The following is a 19,317-nucleotide window of genomic DNA, read 5'->3' on the forward strand; positions in this document are numbered from 1 at the left end:
GACGTTCAGCGCCGCCACCACGGCTCGCGTACGTAGCGGCTCTCCTCGCTCGTGCACCCGAGGCCGTCGGAGATCTGCTCCGAGTCCAGGTTCCAGCCGACGACGCCGTTGCCCTTGCGGCTCAGCTCGATCAGACGGTCGCTCTCCGTCCGTGTGCCGTACGTGACCCGGCACTCGACGATCGACGTCCACGCCTGCCCGTCGAGCGCCGAGACGAACGCCAGGAACGGCAGTACGAGCACCGTCAGGGACAGCGCCACCCACTGCTCCACACCGGCGGCCCGGCGCAGCCAGGAGGGCGGCCGGTAGCCGGGGTCGTGATGGGCCTGCTCCTGGCCGTGCCGGTGGTGCGGCCGGCGCCGGCCCGTGCGGTACTCCACGACCACGCCCTGCCGCAGCGCGAAGGCGGCGAGCCCCGTGGCGAGGCCCCACCAGGGTCCGAAGAAACAGGCGTCGACGACGCCCACGGCGACCGGGTTGACGAGCGTGAGTGCCACCCGCCGGACGGCCCGTGCGGTCCCGCTCCCGAGGGGGACCGCCCCGCGCGCGGCGAACAGGGCGAAGACCACGCGGGAGAAGACGATGCCGAGCACCGACCCGAGGAGCGGATCCGTGATCACCATGCCGATCAGGACGTCCGGCCAGTTCCCCGGTTCCATGCCGACGAGCACGTCGCGTACGGCGTCGCCGCCGCCGACCGTGTACGCGAGCTTCGTGACGGGCACCGCGACGGCCAGCGCCACCAGGACCGTGTGCCCGGGGCCGCCCTTGCGGTCGGCCTCCCGGATCTGCTGATGGCCGGGCCCGGGGGAAGCGGTTTCCGGCACGCCGTCAGCCGAGCGAGACCACGACCGCGGTCGCCCGGCCCTCGGGTGTGTCGTACGTGACGGTGTCGCCGGCGCGGTGGCCGAGCAGGGCCTTGCCGAGCGGGCTGTCGGCGGTGACCAGGGTCGCGTCGAGGGCGTTCGCGAGCTCGCCGATCTGGACGGTCGACTCGGTGCCGTCCGCGAACCGCACGGTCACGCTGCTGCCCACGCGGACCGCGTCGGTGGACGGAGCCCCCGCCACGGCCCCCTCTCGGAGCCGCCCCTCGATCTCGGTGATGCGGCCGGCGAGCCGGTCGAGCTCGTCGGCGCGCTGCAACTCGTCGGCCTGGTCCGCCCGGTCGCCGACCTCGTCGCCACCGCCGTCCCGCAGCGTGACGGCGACGGCCTCGCGTTCGGTGCGCAGATCGGCGAGCTCGCGCTCCAGTGCCTCACGGGCGACGGCGCTGAGGGGCTCGGGTCCACCGGTCATTGCTGCTCCCGATTCTGCGGCGGCACGGACGCGTGCCGGGGATCATTCAGGACAATTCGGAGATTATCAGTCAGGTGGTGGAGGGGGGCGGGGGACGCGCGTCAGCTCCCGCTCGGACTCGGCCCGGGCTCCGTCACCGGGATGTCGAAGACGTGGTCCGGGGTCACGATCCGGGTGATCGCCTGCCCGAAGAGCGTGCTGGGCTCGTTGTTGTCGTGCAGCACGTCCGTGTTGAGGAGGACGACCAGGGTGGCCTTCGCCTCCGGCAGATAGATCGTGAGCGACTCGTAGCCCGGCAGGGAGCCGTTGTGGCCGATCCAGCCCTGGATGTCGAAGATGCCGAGGCCGTAGCCCGCGCCGGGGATGCCCGAGGGGTACGTCTTCAGCCGCTCGGCCTGCGTCTTCGGCGTCAGCAGGGTGCCGGTCGCGACCACCCGGGCCCAGGTGCGCAGGTCCTGGAGGTCGGAGATCATCGCACCGGCCGCCCAGCCCCAGGAGGGGTTCCAGTCGGTGGAGTCCTCCAGCTTCCCGGAGGCGGTCTGCACGGTGTAGCCGTGGGCGTGCGGGCTCGGGAACGCCGCGTCCGTCGGGAACACCGTGTGGCGCAGCCCCGCCGGCTCGATCACGTTCTTCTGGATGAACTCGTGCAGCGGCGTCCCGCTGACCTTCTCCACGACCAGGCCGAGCAGGATCAGGTTGGTGTTGCAGTAGTCGAACTCGGCGCCCGGCTGGAACTGGATCGGGTGCTTGAACGAGTAGGCGAGCAACTCCTGCGGGGTGAACGGCCGGTAGGGATCGGAGGTGAGCGCCTTGTAGAAGCCCTCGTCCGCCGAGTAGTTGAAGAGACCGCTGCGCATGGAGGCGAGGTTGCGCAGGGTGATGTGGTCGCCGTTCGGCACGCCGTCCACGTACTTCGAGATCGGGTCGTCGACGCCCACCTCGCCCCGGTCGACCAGTTCGAGCAGGGCGGTCACCGTGAACGTCTTGGTCTCGCTGCCGATCCGCATGTAGAGCCCGGGGTTCATCGGCTGCCCCGTCGCCTTGTCGGCGACGCCGAAGGAGCGGATGTACGTGCCCTTGCCGGGCGCCGAGAGGCCGACCGTGACGCCCGGGACGCCCGTCTCCTTCATCACGTCCTGGACCGCCCGGTCCAGACGGGCGGCGACGGCCGGGGTGAGTTCCGGGAACCCGGCGTCCGCCGAGGGGGAGGGGGCCGCCACGAGGGCGGCGGGGCCGGGGGGTTCGGCGGCGAGGGCCGCACCCGCGCCGACGGGGGCGACGAGGATCCCCAGGGCCGCGAAGGCCGCGCAGACGCGCCGGTTCCGTGTGTGCGAGTACCTCACGGCAGGCCTCCTGACCGGCCGGGGACAACACTCCACCTCCAGGCTAGGTCGGCGCGGACACCCCCGCATCGCGACCCGGCCCGTCTGTTAGGTTGCGGTTCTTTGCCACCAGGGCTTCGTCCCGGGGATTAGCCCCGGGGTTCTTCGCCCCAGGTCAGAGAGGGAGATGCGCACGATGGCCGTCATCCACCACACCACGATGCAGCCCACCAAACTGGAGCTGCTCGCCGAGTGGCTGCCCAGCCGCGCCTGGTACGCCGGCGGAGCCGACGCGCCGAGCCCGGCCAAGGCGGGCGGCTTCCGGCTCGACGACCCCGAGGGCGAGGTCGGCATCGAGTTCATGGCGGTCACCGACGGCACCGGCCCCGACGCGGTCACCTACCTGGTCCCCATGACCTACCGCGGCGCGCCCCTGGAAGGCGCCGAGCACGCCCTCATCGGCACCTCCGAGCACGGCGTCCTCGGCACGCGCTGGATCTACGACGGCACCCACGACCCGGTGCTCGTCGCCCAGTTGTACGCCCTGCTCGCCGGCCGCGCCGAGGCCCAGGCGCAGTCCGTCGACGACACGATCGACCCGACCGTCGCCGCCTCGCTCGACGCCCCGGGGACCGACGCGGAGCTCGTACGGGTCGAGGACGGCCCCGACCACACCGACCTGGTCGTACGGGAGACCGGCGCGGCCACGCCGCTGACACTCCGGGTGCGGCGCGTCCTGGGCGACGGCGCGGACGGCGGACCGGGCCGCGGCCGGGTCACGGCCGAGTGGCGCCTCGCCGACGGGACCACCGCCCGCGGCGCGTACGCCGTCGCCCTCGCCGAGTAGCCGCGCCTCAGACCCAGTTGACCTCCGCCTTCGCGAGCAGCGGGTCCTCCACCAGCTCCCACAGCGGGACGGCGAAGTTGCCCGTGCGGTAGCGGCCGCCGAAGTGCAGTCCGAGGACCCGGTGGTCGACGAGGTCGAACACCGGGGAGCCGCTGTTCCCGCCCAGCGTCGAGCAGTCGTGCTTCATCACCAGGCCACCGGGGGTGAAATCGGTGGCCGTGCCCGGCTGGAGCCGCTTCACGTTGTAGACGTCCATGAAGATCCGGCGCATCGACTCGGGCTCGTTGCGCCGGCCGTCCCAGGCCGGGTAGCCGATCACGTACACCGGCCGGCCCGGCAGGTCCGCCGGCCCGTCCGCCGCCACCGCGAGCGGCGTCGGCAGGCCCTCCTCCGCCGCGGGCTCGACCCGCAGCAGCGCCATGTCGACGTCGGGGTGGATGCCGATGACGTCGGTGATCTCGTACGGCACCGAGGGCCCGGGCGGCCCGCCCGCGACGGGCAGCTCCTCCGCCGGGTCGACGCGCGCCGACATGCCGAACTCCAGGGTCCAGCGCTCGCCCTCGAACCGGCTGAACTCCGCCGCCACGTGGCGGTTCGTCATCACCGTGCGCGGGCCGACCAGGAAGGCCGTGCCGATCCAGTCCAGGCTGGGGTGCCCGGTGACCTCGACCCGGCCGACCCGCAGGATCGAGTCCCGGATCGCCGGCCGCTGCGACTCCAGGACCGCCCACTCGTCGTGCTGCGGGGCGAAGTCCTGGCGCTGGACCAGGATCGCGGGCCGGCCCTCCAGAAGGACGATCGCCTCCACGCCGAAGGTCTCGTCCCTGTCGAGCTCGTCCTCCCGGTGCGCGGCCAGCTTCTCCAGGCCGGTGACCCCGGCCTCCAGGACGCGGGCCCGCTCCTCCCGGGCGAAGCGGGAGATCTCGGTCGCCGGTGCCACATCGGCGGGGAGTTCGAGCGCGGACTCGGCGATCTCCGCCTCCAGCTGCGCGCGCACCCGCGCGGCGACCTCCCACAGATCGTCGAAGATCCGCTCGGCGCCGGTCGCCACCGGCGACACGTTCCGTGGTCCGTTCGGCATGGTCGCTCACCTCGGCTTCGCGTTCGCTTCACCCCGGGCCGGCCGCCCGGACTGGCCCGCCATGATCTCCTCGTACAACTCCGGCCGGAACTCCCTGAGATGGGCCAGGATGCCGCTCATCTGGGTGCCCACGTTCACGAACTTCGTCCGGCCGCCCTGGAACTCGACCTCGTCCACCTTCCGCGTCCCCCGGTGCAGCCCCACGACCGTCCAGTCGTCGAGGCAGACCGGCGATCCCGAGGAGCCGCCGCGGGTGTCGGTGAAGTACAGGATGTCGTGCTCGTCCGCCCGGTAGACCAGGTTGTTGCGCAGTGCCACCCGCTTCGGCAGTCCGCCCGGGTGCTGGATGATGTTGACCGGGACGCGCTGCCGCTCGCGGACGAGCAGCGGCCGGGTGGCGACCCGGAGGGTGGGCCGCTCTCCCTGGTCGGCGGAGAGCCGCACGATCGCGTAGTCGAGCGTCGCGTCCCAGGCCGCGAGCTCGCCCGCCGTCGCCTCCGGCGCGGCCGCCGCGTTCTCGACGAAGTCGAAGCGGGAGCGCGACATGAGCGCCTGGAGTCGCAGGTCCTCGTCGCTCACGTACGGCCGGACGCCCGACTCCCACGAACGGGCCATCACCACATGGTGGTTGGTGATCAGCAACCCGGGGGCGATCATCCAGCCGGTGCCGCCGTGCGGGTACGAGGGAAACAGCGGCGCACCCGACTCGTACGGCGGGATCCGCAGCAGCGCCACGGAGGCACCGGCCCGGATGCCGCCGTGCAGGAACTCGTACGGCACGGTGTCGTCCTGGAGGACGATCTCCTCCTTCAGCTCCCCGGGCATCATCTCCGCCGGGAGCTCCGCCTCGCCGGTGATCTCGCGGGCCACCGAGTCCAGGGCGCCCTGGAGGACGGCGCGCGGGCCCGGCTCGTGGGTCTGCTCGATCGCGTTGTGCAGCCAGATCTCCAGCGGCACCAGACCGTCGAGGAGGCGCTCGACCTGGTTCATCGCGTTGAGGTCCGCGTGGGCCTGCTCCAGGGGGTCGTCGAGCGGCTGGAGGGTGGCCGTGAAGTAGCCGGGGATGCCCTTGAGCAGGGCAGGACGCAGGGCCCGGTCGGCGAGCCCCGCCGCCAGGGCGGCGTTGCGGACCCGCACCAGCTCCTCCTGCGGCAGGAACGGCACCTTCCGGAGCGCGGCCCCGGCGGCGTTCGGCGGCGGTTGCGTCCACAGGCCGGTCCTGGGCTCCTGCTCCGCGCCGTGTCCGGCCGGGGCGGCGGGGGCGGTTCCGTGCGGGGACGGGCCCTGGTCCATCGCGGAGGCCACCCCGAGCAGCAGGTCCCCGCTGCCGTCCCGGAGCGTCAGCGCCTGCCGGGCGACCGCGTCCAGGGTGCCGCGCCGCCGTGCCTCCCGCAGGTGCCGCTCGATCCGCTCCAGGTCCGGACGGTCGGCACCCGGGGACGGCTCCGCCCCGGCGGCGGACTCCAGGATGCGGGTCAGCGGCACGCGCAGGCCGGGCTCGTCGGTGAGGGTGGTGTCGAACCAGCGGGCCAGCTCGGTGACCACCGCCTCCTCGTCCGCGGGGAGCCCCACGAGCCGCAGCGTGTGCTCCAGGAGCCTCGGGTCCGCCCGGCAGGCCGTGGCCGCCGCCGTACGCGCGAGCGAGGGCTGCCGGGCCAGGTCCGCGTCCGGCATCCCGCGCAGCGTCCGGGCGAGCCGCTCCTCCGCCGGGGCGGAGTCGCCGTCCGCGAGCGCCGCGAGCCGCGACCGGGCGACGAGCACCCCCAGCGACTCGAAGCGCAGCCCGAGGCCCGCGGCGATCTCCTCCGCCTCCTGGAGGTCCCGGTCCGCCTCCGCGAAGTCGCCCGTGTCCTGGGCGAGCCGCGCCGACAGCTGGAGCAGTTCGAGCTGGGTCTCCGCGCAGCCCGCCTCCTCCGCCCGGTCCACGGCCCGCTCGGCGCCCTCGCGCGCCTCCGCCGTCCGCCCGGAGCGGGCGAGGGTCTCGGCGAGCAGCGCGTGCAGCCTGCTGCACGGCGTCCACGGCCGCCGCTCCTCGAGCCGCTGCGCGGCCGCCTCCACGTACCCCTGGGTGAGCAGGTCCTCGACCTCGCGCGCGGCGATCCGCTCCCAGTCCTCCTGGTCGGCCTCGGTCATGATCTGGTCGGGCACGTGGCCGCCGATCCTGCCCAGGAGGAAAGCGGCCGAGCGGTGCGCCATCTCCCGGTGCGTCGACCCGCCCAGGTAGGGCGCGACGCCCGGCTCCCAACGGGCCTCCACGGTACGGGGGTTCTCGCCGAGCCGGAGCCGGTGGTAGATCTCCTCGGCGCGCTCCCGCAGCCCCTCGCGGACCGCGTAGTACGCGACGGCCCTCCGGTCCACGGCCCGCATCAGATCGGTCCGCGCGCTGTCCGAGAGGCGCAGCATGATGGCCCGCAGATCGGTCCGGTGCCGGATGGCCCCTGGGCCCGCCGACTCCATCAGGTCGACCCGGGAGGTGAGCAGCCCGTAGAGCCTGCGGGCCTCGCCCGCGCTCTCGACGACCAGTCCCGCCGGCCCGGCCAGGACCTCCCGGATCAGATCGGGAGTGATGAAGCGGAGGGCCAGGCCCGCCTGCACGAGGGCCCGGACGTCGTCCTCCGCGATGTGTTTGAGCAGTCGGTCGTACAGCGTGCCCTGGATCAGCATCTGGTCGACCTGCCGGTCGAAGTACCGGCGCCGGGAGGGAAGTCCGCGCAGCAGCTCGCCGAGCGAGGGGGAGTCGGCGCCCAGGGCGACCACCGTGCGGGCCGCGAGCTTGAGGCTCAGCGGATGGCCGCCGATCCGGTCCGCGAGGTCCTCGGCGAGCGGCTCGTCGTCCACCCCGGAGGACACCAGCAGGTCCACGGAGGCCTCGTGGTTCAGCTCGGTGAGCTCCATCGTGCGCGGGGTCAGGACCCGGGCCGGGTGGTCGATCGGCGCGCGCCCGGAGACGACGAACCGAAGCCGCGAGTAGGCGGCCCGCAGGGCCGTCCAGACGGCCCACATCCGGGCGAGGACGGGCGAGCCCCGGTACTGGGCCTCCTCGAAGGAGTCGACGACCACGACCAGCGGCGGCGGCGGGTCGCCCGGCGCCGGCCGGACGGCCTCGGCGACCAGGGACGCGACCCGGTGGGCGAGCTCCTGCTCGCGGGCGCTGGCCCGGGCGTGGAAGTCGGACGAGTAGTCGCGGCCGAGCGTCGCCCGGGTGCCGGCCAGCTCGTCCAGCTCGTCCAGCTCGTTGCGTTCGGTGCGCTGGAGCGCCGCCGTCCGCTCGCACTCGTCCGCGAGCTCCTCGAAGGCGGCGCGGTGCGCCGGGTGCTGGACGCCGAGCTGCCGGGCCGCCTCCGCGATCACCGTGGCGGGTTCGTGGACGGAGAGCGTCGGGCGCGCGAAGTCGATGTAGGCGAAGGGGAATCCGCCGGGACCGGCGGCGGCGAGCGCGTCGACGAGGAACTTGGCGAGCAGGGTGCTCTTGCCGATGCCGCCGACGCCGTGCAGCAGGACGGGCGGCTCCGCCGGCTCCTCGGGCAGCGCGATGTACGCGTGCAGGGCGTCGAGTTCGGCGGTGCGGCCGTGGAAGGTCCCCCGGACGAGCCGCCGCATGGGCTGCAGCAGCCGGGCCTGCTCAAGGCGGTGCTGCACGTCGTCGACGGCGGGCAGTCCGGTCACGCCCGGGACCCGGCTCAGCCAGAGCGTGGCCTGCAGCGCGTCGGAGAGCACCTCGACCTCGTCGCGGGGGGCCGGGGAAGATCCGGTCCCCCCGCCCGGCACCCCCGCGCCGGCCGGGGGAGGCTGGGCGATCCCTGCCGGGCCCGGGCCCGGCGGGGGCAGGCCAGCGCCCGGCGGGGGCGAGCCGGTGCCTGCTGCAGGTCGGTCCGTCCCCGCCGTGACGAGACCCGCGGCCGCCGGAGGCAGCCCCGCGCCCGTGAGCAGGGCGAGCGCCGTGCGTTCCGGGCCGGGGCCCTCGGGGCGGAGGCCGATGTTGGTCCGTAGGGCGCGCAGCGCGGCTTCGGGGCCTTCCAGGCCCGCCAGGGCCGCGTCGCGGATCTCGGGTTTCAGCGTCCACACGGTGGCCCCGGGCTCCGGCAGGGCCGTGCAGTCGTCGACGAGCTCCAGGACGGCCCGCCCGGTGGCCTGCTCCTCGCCGGGGAGCCGCAGCCGCGCGGGGTCGAACTCCTGGAGCAGGCAGGCGGCCTCGCGGTAGGACCTGCGCAGATCGGGCAGCGCGGCGGCAGGGGCGGCGAGGCTGGTGCGCAGGGCGTCGCGCAGGACGTGACCGGCCTCGCCCGGCGGCGGTGACGTCGGCGGGAGCGCCCGGTGGAGCCGTACGGCGTCCTCCACGGCCGTGCACAGCCGCCGCATGTAACTGTCCTCCTGGGAAGACGAGTCGACGGCCCGCAGCACCTCGGCCACGGCCGTCTCCGTGAGCTCGCGGACGGTCGCCTCCTGCCCGACGGGCCCGTTGTCGGTGAAGAACTCCCGGAAGAAGGCCCGGAGATCGCCCTCGTCGGCGAGGCGCGTCGTGTCGCGGCACTCGTTCTTGCGGATCTCGTACGGGAGTTGCCGCATCGTCGTCGCGTAGCCGAGCAGCACCAGGCGGGGCACGGCGTCCGCCCGTACCGGGGTGTGCTCGTAGATGGCCCGGGCGAGGACGCCGATGCAGTCCCACACGTCCGAGTGCGGGTCGAGCCGGTCGCAGTCGTCGAGGACCAGCCAGAAGCGCTCCTCGGCGGCGGTCGCGCGGGTGACGATCCGGTGCGCCGCGTCCTCGAAAGAAGGCAGTGGATCGTTCAACCGTGTGGGATTCAACGGGATCCGCTCGGCCTCGGGACCCGCCACGAAGGCCGAGAGCCGCTCCATCAGGCGCGCCGCCGTGGACGTGCGGGAGAGGGTGACCCGGACCGGACGGAAGTCGCAGTGCTGGCCGAGGTGGCGGATCAGCTCGTAGGTGTAGGAGCGGCCGCTGTCCGGGGGGCCGTCGACGACGAGCACCGTCTGCTCCGGGTCGGCCAGGAAGCCCCGGAGCTTCTCGCGCAGCTCGCTCCGGTCCAGGAAGACCTCCGTGCCGTGCTTCAGGAGCGTGCTGTCGAACGGGTCCTCGGGGGACCGGCGCAGCCGCTCGTCCTCCCGCAGCCGGGTCAGCAGGTTCCGGGCCTCGGCGCCCTGCTCGAAGGCGTGCGGGTCGTCGATCGCGGCCAGCGCGTCGAGACCCGCGAGCACGGAGAGCAGCCGCCGCTGGTGGGCGATGTCCCGGCGGGCGGCGGCGACGACGAGCAGGGCGTTCCGTTCGGGGTCCGGGGTGAGCGGCAGGTCCTCGACGAAGTCGGCCGGCAGACCTGCGCGCAGCAGCCGTCCCCGCGGCTCGGGGGTGTCGAGGAGGTGGTCCCGCACCCAGCTGGCGACGAGCCCCCATTCGGTCTCGGTGAGCGGCATACCGCACCTGCCCGGCGCTCTTCGCGCAGCGCCGGTCGCTCCGGCGCCGGACCTGACGAGACCAGTCGTGACCTGACGAGACCGGTCATGGCCGGACGAGCAGGGCCGGACGAGATCGGTCGTGACCGGACGTGGCCGGTCGAGGCCAGACGGACTGGCTGATCCCTTTCATCGTTCCACCGGGCGGGGGCGGTCGCAATCGCTGTCCCGGGGGTCTCACGGGTGCAGCACGATGTCCGCGTACGACTCCAGGCGCCGCCAGCGCTCCTCCGGGGCGCGGAACACCGGCATCACGTCCACGTCCGGCAGCGGCCCGAACTCCAGCTCGGTGATCTCGGCGACGTCCGAGACGGGCACCTGGTACGTGCGGAACGGGCCCAGCGGCGGCGGCGCGCCGGCCTTCGCCCCCGCCAGGGCCCGGTCCGCGTCCCGGCTCAGGTCGGGGCTCTGGTCGAGGACGTACGCGGCGGCGGCCAGCGCCCCGTCCTGGACGAACGCGGCCACCTTCCAGAACCGCATCGGCACCTGCAGCCCCCGGTACGGCGGGTCGGAGTCCTGGAGCACCGGGCCGGTGAGGACCGTCAGCTTCCGGTCGTACTCGGCGGCGTGGTCGAGCAGGTAGTTCTCCAGGCCCTGCCAGAGCTCCTTGCCCTGGTTGAAGACGTCCGCCTGGGGAGCCGCGTTGGTGAAGTGGAAGGTGTCCGCATTGGCCAGGCCCGCGACGGCCGGCGCACCCCAGACGGGATCGAGGCGGCGGACCAGATGGCCCCGGTCGAGGCTGTTGTTGCGGTAGATGTCGTCGCCGGCCTGCTGCTCCTCCGGCAGCCGGGGATCGAACTCCCAGACGTCCTCCCGGGGCACGTCCTCCAGGAGCTGCCCGCCCTCGATGCAGACCGCGGTCGAGGCCGCGAGCCGCCGGTCGGGCCGGAAGACCACGGTGAAGTGGGTGTACGGCAGGATCACCGTCTCGACGGTGTCCCGGACCGGGAGCGCCAGCGGGACGACGGGGCCGAGGAAGGCCTCGTCGTAGCCGGTGCGGCCGGCGAGGGCGGCACGGCGCTCGGCGGCGGACGGCCTGCCGGGAGGGAGCGGTGCATCGGATGGGTTCATACGATGTAAGTACCGCGCCGAGAGGGTCGTGCTCGGCGCCGGACCGCCGGTCACTCGAACAGACGCCCCGGCGTCCCCGCCCCGGACATACCCCCCGGCGTCCCTGACCGGGCATACCCCCGGCGTCCCCGACCGGGCATACCCCGCCCCCGCACCCCTGACCGGACATACCCGCCCCCGGCACCCCTCCGCTCCGCACGAGGAGGCACCCCATGGCCACCGGACTCTCCCTGCACATCGGACTGAACCGGGTCGACCCCGCCCGATACGAGGGCTGGGACGGCACCCTGAACGCCTGCGAGAACGACGCCCACGACATGGCGCGGCTGGCCAGGACCGCCGGATTCGAGACCACCATCCTGCTCACCGCGGACGGCACGGCCGCCAACGTCACCTCCGTGCTCCGCGAGGCCGCCGCCCGCCTCGTCCCCGGCGACATCCTGCTCTTCAGCTACTCGGGCCACGGCGGCCAGGTCCCCGACGTCACGGGCCCCGACGACGAGCCCGACGCGCTCGACGAGACCCTCGTGTTCTACGACCGCCAGTTCCTCGACGACGAGGTCCAGCACGCCTTCCGCGCCTTCGCCGACGACGTACGGATCGTCGCCCTCTTCGACTGCTGCCACAGCGGCAGCAGCATCGAACTCCCCGGCGGCGCACCGGAGGAGAGCACGGGCCGCTACATGCCGGAGCCGTGGCAGCGGCAGCTCTACGACCGCGACCGGAGCTGGTTCGAGGACCTCCAGCAGACCCTGGCGAAGGAGGCCCCCGCCGACGGGACGGCCCCCGACGCGCTCCTCGTGTCGGCCTGCCAGGACAACCAGGTCGCCGCCGACGGCCCCGTCAACGGCGCCTTCACCGAGGCCCTGCGCCGGGTGTGGAACGACGGCGCCTTCCGGGGCGGCTACCGCACCTTCCACCGGGACATCCAGCGCCTGCTGCCCCCGACCCAGAGCCCGAACCTCTACTTGACCGGCACCCCGTCCCCGGACTTCCTGAACCAGCGCCCCTTCACCATCTGAGGCGGGCGGTCCCGGGAAAACAGAAAGGCAAGGAGGGAAACCTCTCCTTGCCACTCTCAAGATATAGCGCACCGGGGGCCTTGCGGCAAGGCCCCCGTCGTCCTGCAGAATCTCCGCTCGAAGCCTGACTCACGGCTTTGAACTGCGGAAACACGGGGCGTACTGATGATTGATGTGATCGTGGTCGGCGGCGGACCGACCGGTCTGATGCTCGCGGGCGAACTGCGGCTGCACGACGTGCGGGTGGTCGTCCTGGAGAAGCTGGCCGAGCCGACCAAGGAGTCCCGCGGACAGGGCCTGCACGCGCGCAGCGTCGAGATGATGGACCAGCGGGGCCTCCTGGAGCGCTTCCAGGCGGTCAGCGAGCAGTTCTCGGTCGGCGGCCTCTTCGGCGGTGTCATGAAGCCGTGGCCGGAGCGGCTCGACACGGCCCACCCGTACGGTCTCGCCACCCCGCAGCCGGTCACCGAGCGGCTGCTGAACGAGCGCGCGCTCGAACTCGGCACGGAGATCCGGCGCGGCAGCGAGGTGGTCGGCCTGAGCCAGGACGCGGACGGGGTGACCGTCGAGCTCGCGGACGGCACCGAGCTGCGCTCGCGCTACCTCGCCGCGTGCGACGGCGGCCGCAGCACGGTGCGCAAGCTGCTCGGCGTCGGCTTCCCCGGCGAGCCCGCCACCGTCGAGACGCTCCTCGGCGACATGGAGGTGACCGCGGACCCGGAGACGATCGCCGCCGTCACCGCGGAGGTCCAGAAGACCCAACTGCGGTTCGGCCTCAAGCCCCTCGGGGACGGCGCGTGCCGCGTCATCGTGCCCGCCGAGGGCGTGGCCGAGGACCGTACGACCCCGCCGACCCTCGACGACTTCAGGACCCAGCTGAAGGCCTTCGCCGGCACCGACTTCGGCGTCCACTCGCCGCGCTGGCTGTCCCGCTTCGGCGACGCCACCCGGCAGGCCGAGCGCTACCGGGTCGGCCGGGTGTTCCTGGCCGGTGACGCGGCGCACATCCACCCGCCGACCGGCGGCCAGGGCCTCAACCTCGGCATCCAGGACGCGTTCAACCTCGGCTGGAAGCTGGCCGCGGCGGTCGGCGGCTGGGCGCCGGAGGGGCTGCTCGACACGTACGAGGCCGAACGCCACCCGGTCGGCGCCCGCGTGGTCGAGAACACCCGCGCGCAGATGACGCTCCTCGGCAGCGACCCCGGGGCGACCGCGCTGCGGGAGCTGTTCTCCAAGCTGATGGACTTCGAGGAGGTGAACCGGTACATCACCGGGATGATCACCGCGGTCGACGTCCGCTACGACCTCGGCGAGGGCCATGAACTCCTCGGCCGGCGCCTGCGGGACCTGCCTCTGCGGCAGGGACGCCTCTACGAGCTGACGCACGGCGGCCGCGGACTGCTGCTCGACCGGACGGGCCGGCTCTCGGTGGAGGGCTGGGCGGACCGCGTCGACCACGTCGTCGACGCCGACGCGGAACTCGACGCGCCCGCCGTCCTGTTGCGGCCGGACGGCCACGTCGTCTGGGCGGGCGAGGACCAGGAGGGCCTGAACGGCGTCCTGGGCGAGTGGTTCGGCGCCGCGACGGCCTGACCGGGGCGGCGGCGCCCTGACGGGCGGTACCGGTACCGGTCGACCGGGCCGCCCGTCAGGCGGGAGCCGGTCTGCCGCGCCCCGCCTCGGTGGTGCCCACGGGCGGACGCAGGTCCGCCGGGCCCGGCCTTCCGGCGGGCGCGGGGTGCTTCGGCGCCCGCCGCGGGGCCGGTCCGGTCTTCCGGGCCTCGTGCCCGGGTGCTTCGGCGCGGGCCTGTCGTGGGGTGGGCCCCGGGTGGGTGCGGGGTGGTCGGTCCTCGGCCGGGGAGGCCGGTCGTGCGGGCTGCGGGGCCGCCGGGTGCCGGGGGCGGCGTACCGTCGACTACGGGCGCAGGGCCGTGGCCAGTTGGGCGCGGGAGCGGACGTCGAGCTTCTGGTAGATGCGGGTCAGGCGCGCCTCCACCGTCTTGACGCTCAGGTACAGCTTCGCCGCCGCCTCCTGGTTGCTCGCGCCCTGGCCCACGAGCCGGGCCAGCCGCAGCTCCGCCTCCGTGAGCGAGGAGAGCGCGGGGACCGACTCCTCGCCGCCCGTGCCGGGGCTGGTGGCCTCGCCTGCCGGGGTCTCGCTCGCGAGGGCCAGCCAGGGGGCCGCACCGGCCCGTTCGAAGACCGAGGCCGCCTCGTGCAGGGCGGTCTGCGCCGCCGACCGGCGCCGGCGGCGCCGCTCGACCCGGGCCAGGGCTATCAGCGCCCGCCCCCGCTCCAGGGGCAGCCCGGCCCGGCCGAAGCTCTCGGCCGTACGGGTGAGGAGATCGGCCGCCTCGTCCGTCCGGCCCTCCGCCGCCAGGCACAGGGCGTGCGCCCGGTCGCAGCCGAGGAGGACCGTGGACCGGCCGAGCCGTTCCGCCACCGGCCGCACCTCCGCGAGCAGCGCCAGGGCCTCGTCGCCCGCGTCCTGGGCGAGCAGCGCCTCGGCCAGCTCCTCGTGCCAGCGCAGCATCGAGGGGTCCACCGTCGACTGGGCGCGCTCGTCGGCCTGGACCCGGCGCAGGGTCTCCAGGGCGGCGGCGACGTCGCCGTTGATCAGCTGGACGCGGCCGAGCGCGTACCGGCTGCGGGAGAGGAAGACGCGGTCGCCCTCCTCCTCCGAGGCCTGGACGCTGCGGCGGGCATAGCTCGCGGCCCGCGCGAAGCTGCCGCCGGCGGTCTCGGCGAGCGCGAGCGTGTACCAGGCGGGACCGGGGGAGAGGCCCGCCTCCAGGGTGAGCGCGAGGGACTGCCCCGCGTGCGCGAGGGCGGCCGCGCAGGCGCCCCTGCGGGACTCGATCGCGGCGAGCGTGGAGAACAGCTCGATCGTGTCCTCCACCGAGCCGCGCCGCTGGACCAGCGGAAGCAGCGCGTTCAGCTCGTCCCTGGCGTCGTTCAGCCGGTCGTCGAAGAGGGCGTGACGGATCGTCAGGATCTGGGCGGCGTTGCGGATGCCGAGCGGACGCTCGGCCCGTTCCAGGGCGCGGGCCTGCGCGAGCACGGTCTCCGCGTCCGGGAAGCCGAGGGCCCGCTCCATCCGCGCCTGCACGGTCAGGGCCTGCGCGGCGAGCCGGGGATCGCCCATCGAGGAGGCCAGCGCGGCCGATTCGACCGCCGCCGTCCGCGAGCGCTCCGGATCGCCGTCCGCGAGCACGTACTTGACGGCGAGGCGCAGCTGCACGGCGGCCCGCAGGGCGGTGTCCCCCTCGGAGTCCTCCATGGCGTGGACGTACATCTCGTCGAGCCCGGTGAGCCCCTGGCCCGCGGTGTCGAGCACGGCGAGCCGCGCCCTGACCCGGTCGGACGGCACCGCGTCCCGGGCGAGCAGATCGGTCGCGGCCCGCATCGCGAGGTCGGCGCGGGCGGCGCGGGCGGCCTCCTCGGCGGCGTCGACGAGCCGCGCGATCCGCCGCGTCCCGTGCCGTCCCGGCGTCGACTCGGCGGCGAGCAGGGCCAGTTCGGCGGCGAGCGCGCTGTTCCCGCGCCGCCGGGCCAGGTCGGCGGCGGCCGCGACCTCGCCGGCCAGCTCCTCGTCCGGCCGCTCGGTGGCGAGCGCCCGGTGCCGTACCGCCTCGACGGGGTCGTCCACGACCTCCGCGAGCGCCGCGTGCCCGGCGCTCCGCTCGGCCCAACAGGCGTCGTGCACCAGGGTGGAGGGCAGCAGTCCGGCGGTGAAGGTCACCGAGCCGTCCTCGGAGAGCGACACCAGGTCGGCCCGCTCGGCCGCGGCGAGGTCGGCCTCCGCGGTGGGCCGCCCGGCGCGGCGCACCAGGGTGGCCGAGGGGCGCAGCGCGAGCGCGGCGAGCAGCAGCGTCTCGCGTACGGCGGGGGGCGCGGCGCCCAGGAGCTGGCGGGCGAGGTCGCGGGCGCGGCCCGAGAGCGTCAGCGCCTCCGCGTGGTGCACGGGGGTCCGCGCGTCGGCGAGCGAGCGGCCGACGGCGAGTGCGAGCCGCGGGTTGCCGCCGCTGGCGCGGTGGATGCGGCCGGCCATGCGGGAGGGCAGCCGGTGGTGGATGAGGAGTTCGGCGATCTCGTCGGCGTGCAGCGGCGGGACGCGCAGCACGTCCGCCTCGGACGGAACCCAGAGGTGCGCGGCGTGCGGGTCCTCGGAGCGGTGGCCCTCGCGGTACGGATAGTGGGCCTCGGCGTACGGCTCGGGGGTCTCCACCGCCACCACCCGCAGCGCGGGCGGGGCCAGGTGGAGGGCGAAGCGGAGCAGGTCCGCGCTGTCCGCGTCGACGTTCTGCACCCCGTCGACGACGACCAGGACGGGGCCGCGGCAGGTCAGGGCGCGCAGGATCCGGGCGATGCCGAGGCGCAGCGCGATCGGGTCCCAGCCGCCCGCCTCGATCGGCGCCTCGCGGCAGAGCATGGCGACGGCGGTGCGCTGGGGACCCGGCAGCTGGTCGAAGACGCCGGAGGAGAAGATCCCGGAGTTGAGCACGCCGGAGGTGAGGATCCCGGAGGCGAGCGCGGCGGGGCTGAGCACGTCCACGGCCGCGTCGGCCGCGTACGGTTCGGACGCGGGGACGGCGGGGGCGGATGAGCCGGGCGGTTCGGGGCGGCTGGTGCCGAGGCCCGGCCAGGTCACGGTCGCGGCCACCGAGGCCACGAGCGCGGCGGCGGCCGCCCCGGGTATCTCGCGGTCGGACGGCAGGGTCGCGAGCCACAGCACGGTCTCGCCGCGCGCCTCGGCGCGGGCCGCCTCGGCGAGGGCGACCTCGGTCTTGCCGACGCCGGCGGGTCCGGTGAGCAGGGCGCGGCCCCGCGTGTGGAGGGCGCGTTCGAGCCGGGTGAGGAGTTCCTCCCGGCCCACCGGAGCAGGGCTCTGCGGAGCTGTCGTCACTGTCCACCACCTCCGGCCCCTCGGGTCCGGCCCATGGACCCCGTGCGCAGAGGATACGGAGCCCACCGGCACAGTCCAGGGCCCTTGTCCGACATACGGACAGGGGGCCTGGACCGCGCACGCTCCCACAACGCCAGGACGCGCCAGTGGTGTAGACCACGGGCGCGTCGCTGACCAGCAAAGATGCTGATGTGGGGGGTGGTTCAGGGGTGGTGCGGTGGTGCTTTAGAAGGTGAGGCTCCAGGAGTCGATGTAGCCGGTGTCACCCGTGGCCACATCCTGGACCCGGAGCTTCCAGGTGCCGTTGGCGACCTCGCTCGACGCGTCGACCGTGTAGGTGGCGATGACGTTGTCGGCGCTGTCCGAGGAGGACGAGGTCTTCAGGTTGCGCACCGTGCCGTCGGGGGCGACCAGGTCGACGACCAGGTCTCCGCGCCAGGTGTGCTTGATGTCCACGCCGACCTTGAGGGTGGCGGGGGCGTTGCCCGTGACACCGGTGACGTTGATCGAGGACGTCACGGTGGTGTTGTCCGGGATCTGGACGTCCGTCGCGTTGGTGAAGACGGTGCCGCTCGGCGGGGTGGTGTTGAGGACCGCGTTCACGGACTTCGCGGCGTCGGCGATGCCGGTGCCGCAGCCGCCGGTGCAGGTGCCGGGCAGCGGACGGGCGTTGTTCTTGATCGCGGACTCGATCTCGGCCGGGGTGAGGGTGCTCTTGGCCGACTTCAGCAGGGCGGCGAGGCCGGCGATGTGCGGCGCGGCCATCGAGGTGCCCTGGTAGGGCTTGTACGTCTCGGTCGACTGGGTCGTCAGACCCGAGTTCAGCGTCGAGTAGATCGCGTTCTCGGGGGTGGTGACGGTGCCGGGCGTGTCGGTGGCGTTGCGGGTCTCGCCGCCGGGCGCGGCCACGTCCACGATGGTGCCGTAGTTGGAGTAGTACGAACGGCTGCCGGCGCGGTTGGTCGACGCCACGGTGATGACGCCGGTGCAGTTCGCGGGCGTGAAGCCGGAGGCGTTGGCGTTGCTGTTGCCCGCGGCGACGACGACGGTGGTGCCGCGCGAGACGGCGCCGTTGATCGCGGTCTGGTAGACGCTCGGGCAGGTGGCGCTCGCGCCGCCCAGGCTCATGTTGATGACCTTGGCCGGGTTCGGGTTGGCCGGGACGCCCGGCACGGTGCCGCCGGAGGCCCAGGTGATCGCGTCGGCGATGTCGGAGGACGAGCCGCCGCACTTGCCGAGCACGCGCACGGGCTCGATCTTCGCGTTGTACGCGATGCCCGCGATGCCCTTGGTGTTGTTGGTGACCGCGGCGATGGTGCCGGCCACGTGGGTGCCGTGCCAGGAGGAGTTCGAGGCGGTGGAGCCGGTGCCGCACTCGCCGTCGGTGGCGTTCCAGTCGCCCTCGTCCTTCGAGTCCGCGTCGCGGCCGTTGCCGTCGCGGGCGTCGGCGGCGGTGGAGATGAAGTCGTAACCGGGGATGACGTTGGCCGCCAGGTCCGAGTGGGCCGCGTAGCCGGTGTCGATGACGGCGACGGTGACGCCGGAGCCGGTGGCCTTGTCCCAGGCTGCAGGAACGTTCATGCCACCGGTGGGCTCGAAGAGGTCCCACTGCTTGGCGTAGTCGGTGTCGTCGGGGGTGACCGCCATCGCGTAGGCGCGGATGTCGGGCTCGACCGAGGCGACGGCCGGGTCGGCGCGGAACGCGTTCATGACCTCGGTCACGTCCTGCTTGGTCGCCTTGCCGCCCAGGTTCACCAGGGCGCCACCGCCGGCGAGGCGGCGCTCGAAGGAGAGCTTCTCGCCCGTCTTCGCGGCCTTCTCGGCCGTGTCGCTCTTCGCGGCGGTGTTGGAACCGGCCTCGGGGGTCCGGCTCTTGTAGGTGACGATCACCTTCTCGACGGGGGCGTTGGGAAGCGCCCGCATCGCCTGCGAAGCCGGAGCCGGCTTCGGGGTGGCAGCGACCGGGGTTGCGGCGAACGCCCCGGAAGTCATGGCAGCGGCACCGAGGATCGCGGCGCTCGCGACCACGGATATGACTCTCCGCCTGGAACCGTTCAAGGTGTGGCCCTTTCGAGTACGACGTAACTGCGGAGCAGTGGCGGCGGCGCGGGGACGCACGGGGCGAAGTGGGGTCGCGTCCGAGGTTCCCTGGGCTTGGGGGGCCCGTGCGCCGCCACCGGCGCGACGGCCCGGGTCAAGGCCGCCACCGGCGGACAGCACCCTCCGCATGCACCTGTCAGGGTGCGCTCGGGGGATGATATCTGCCGGTGCGGAGGACAGTAGGGAACGGGGGGGTGAACCCG

11 protein-coding genes are annotated in these 19,317 nt (G+C 73.9%); 3 read left to right on the forward strand and 8 right to left on the reverse strand.

Going from position 1 to position 19,317, the window contains the following annotated elements; genetic code table 11:
* Positions 1-5: 5 nt before the first annotated feature.
* From SVTN_RS31925 to SVTN_RS31935, 3 genes are all read right to left on the reverse strand, one after another.
* Positions 6-827, reverse strand: a complete 822-nt coding sequence (locus tag SVTN_RS31925; RefSeq protein ID WP_041132210.1) for a hypothetical protein — start codon at positions 825-827, stop codon at positions 6-8.
* A 4-nt stretch (positions 828-831) separates the two neighbouring features.
* Complete coding sequence (locus SVTN_RS31930; RefSeq protein ID WP_041132211.1) at positions 832-1,296, reverse strand: GreA/GreB family elongation factor; 465 nt, start codon at positions 1,294-1,296, stop codon at positions 832-834.
* Between the two features lie 101 nt (positions 1,297-1,397).
* Complete coding sequence (locus SVTN_RS31935; protein WP_041132212.1) at positions 1,398-2,639, reverse strand: serine hydrolase domain-containing protein; 1,242 nt, start codon at positions 2,637-2,639, stop codon at positions 1,398-1,400.
* A 175-nt stretch (positions 2,640-2,814) separates the two neighbouring features.
* Here SVTN_RS31935 and SVTN_RS31940 point away from each other — a divergent pair, with 175 nt between their 5' ends.
* Positions 2,815-3,465 (forward strand): maltokinase N-terminal cap-like domain-containing protein, encoded by a 651-nt coding sequence (locus SVTN_RS31940; RefSeq protein ID WP_041132213.1) that lies wholly within the window; start codon positions 2,815-2,817, stop codon positions 3,463-3,465.
* Positions 3,466-3,472: 7 nt separating this feature from the next.
* Here SVTN_RS31940 and SVTN_RS31945 read toward each other — a convergent pair whose 3' ends face one another.
* The 3 genes from SVTN_RS31945 to SVTN_RS31955 form a co-directional block, all read right to left on the reverse strand.
* Positions 3,473-4,546, reverse strand: a complete 1,074-nt coding sequence (locus SVTN_RS31945; protein WP_041132214.1) for a trypsin-like serine peptidase — start codon at positions 4,544-4,546, stop codon at positions 3,473-3,475.
* Positions 4,547-4,552: 6 nt separating this feature from the next.
* Entirely contained in the window at positions 4,553-9,976 is a 5,424-nt protein-coding gene (locus SVTN_RS31950; RefSeq protein WP_041132215.1) for a trypsin-like peptidase domain-containing protein, read from the reverse strand.
* Positions 9,977-10,192: 216 nt separating this feature from the next.
* Complete coding sequence (locus tag SVTN_RS31955; RefSeq protein WP_041132216.1) at positions 10,193-11,086, reverse strand: DNA/RNA non-specific endonuclease; 894 nt, start codon at positions 11,084-11,086, stop codon at positions 10,193-10,195.
* A gap of 212 nt (positions 11,087-11,298) precedes the next feature.
* Between SVTN_RS31955 and SVTN_RS31960 the strand changes: the two genes are divergently transcribed.
* Both SVTN_RS31960 and rox read left to right on the forward strand, forming a co-directional pair.
* Positions 11,299-12,108: a caspase family protein gene (locus SVTN_RS31960; protein ID WP_041132217.1), complete on the forward strand. Its 810-nt coding sequence runs from the start codon at positions 11,299-11,301 to the stop codon at positions 12,106-12,108.
* Positions 12,109-12,273: 165 nt separating this feature from the next.
* A complete protein-coding gene (gene rox / locus SVTN_RS31965) occupies positions 12,274-13,701 on the forward strand; it encodes a rifampin monooxygenase (RefSeq protein ID WP_041132218.1) in 1,428 nt (475 codons plus the stop codon).
* Positions 13,702-14,023: 322 nt separating this feature from the next.
* On the opposite strand, the gene SVTN_RS31970 is transcribed toward rox, so the two are convergent.
* Entirely contained in the window at positions 14,024-17,014 is a 2,991-nt protein-coding gene (locus SVTN_RS31970) for a helix-turn-helix transcriptional regulator (protein ID WP_041132219.1), read from the reverse strand.
* Between the two features lie 225 nt (positions 17,015-17,239).
* Positions 17,240-19,006 carry a S8 family serine peptidase gene (locus tag SVTN_RS31975; protein WP_174518303.1) on the reverse strand — a complete coding sequence of 589 codons (1,767 nt, stop codon included), beginning with the start codon at positions 19,004-19,006 and terminating at the stop codon, positions 17,240-17,242.
* Positions 19,007-19,317 lie beyond the last annotated feature (311 nt).

Source organism: Streptomyces vietnamensis (genome assembly GCF_000830005.1).
GTDB classification, from domain to species: domain Bacteria; phylum Actinomycetota; class Actinomycetes; order Streptomycetales; family Streptomycetaceae; genus Streptomyces; species Streptomyces vietnamensis.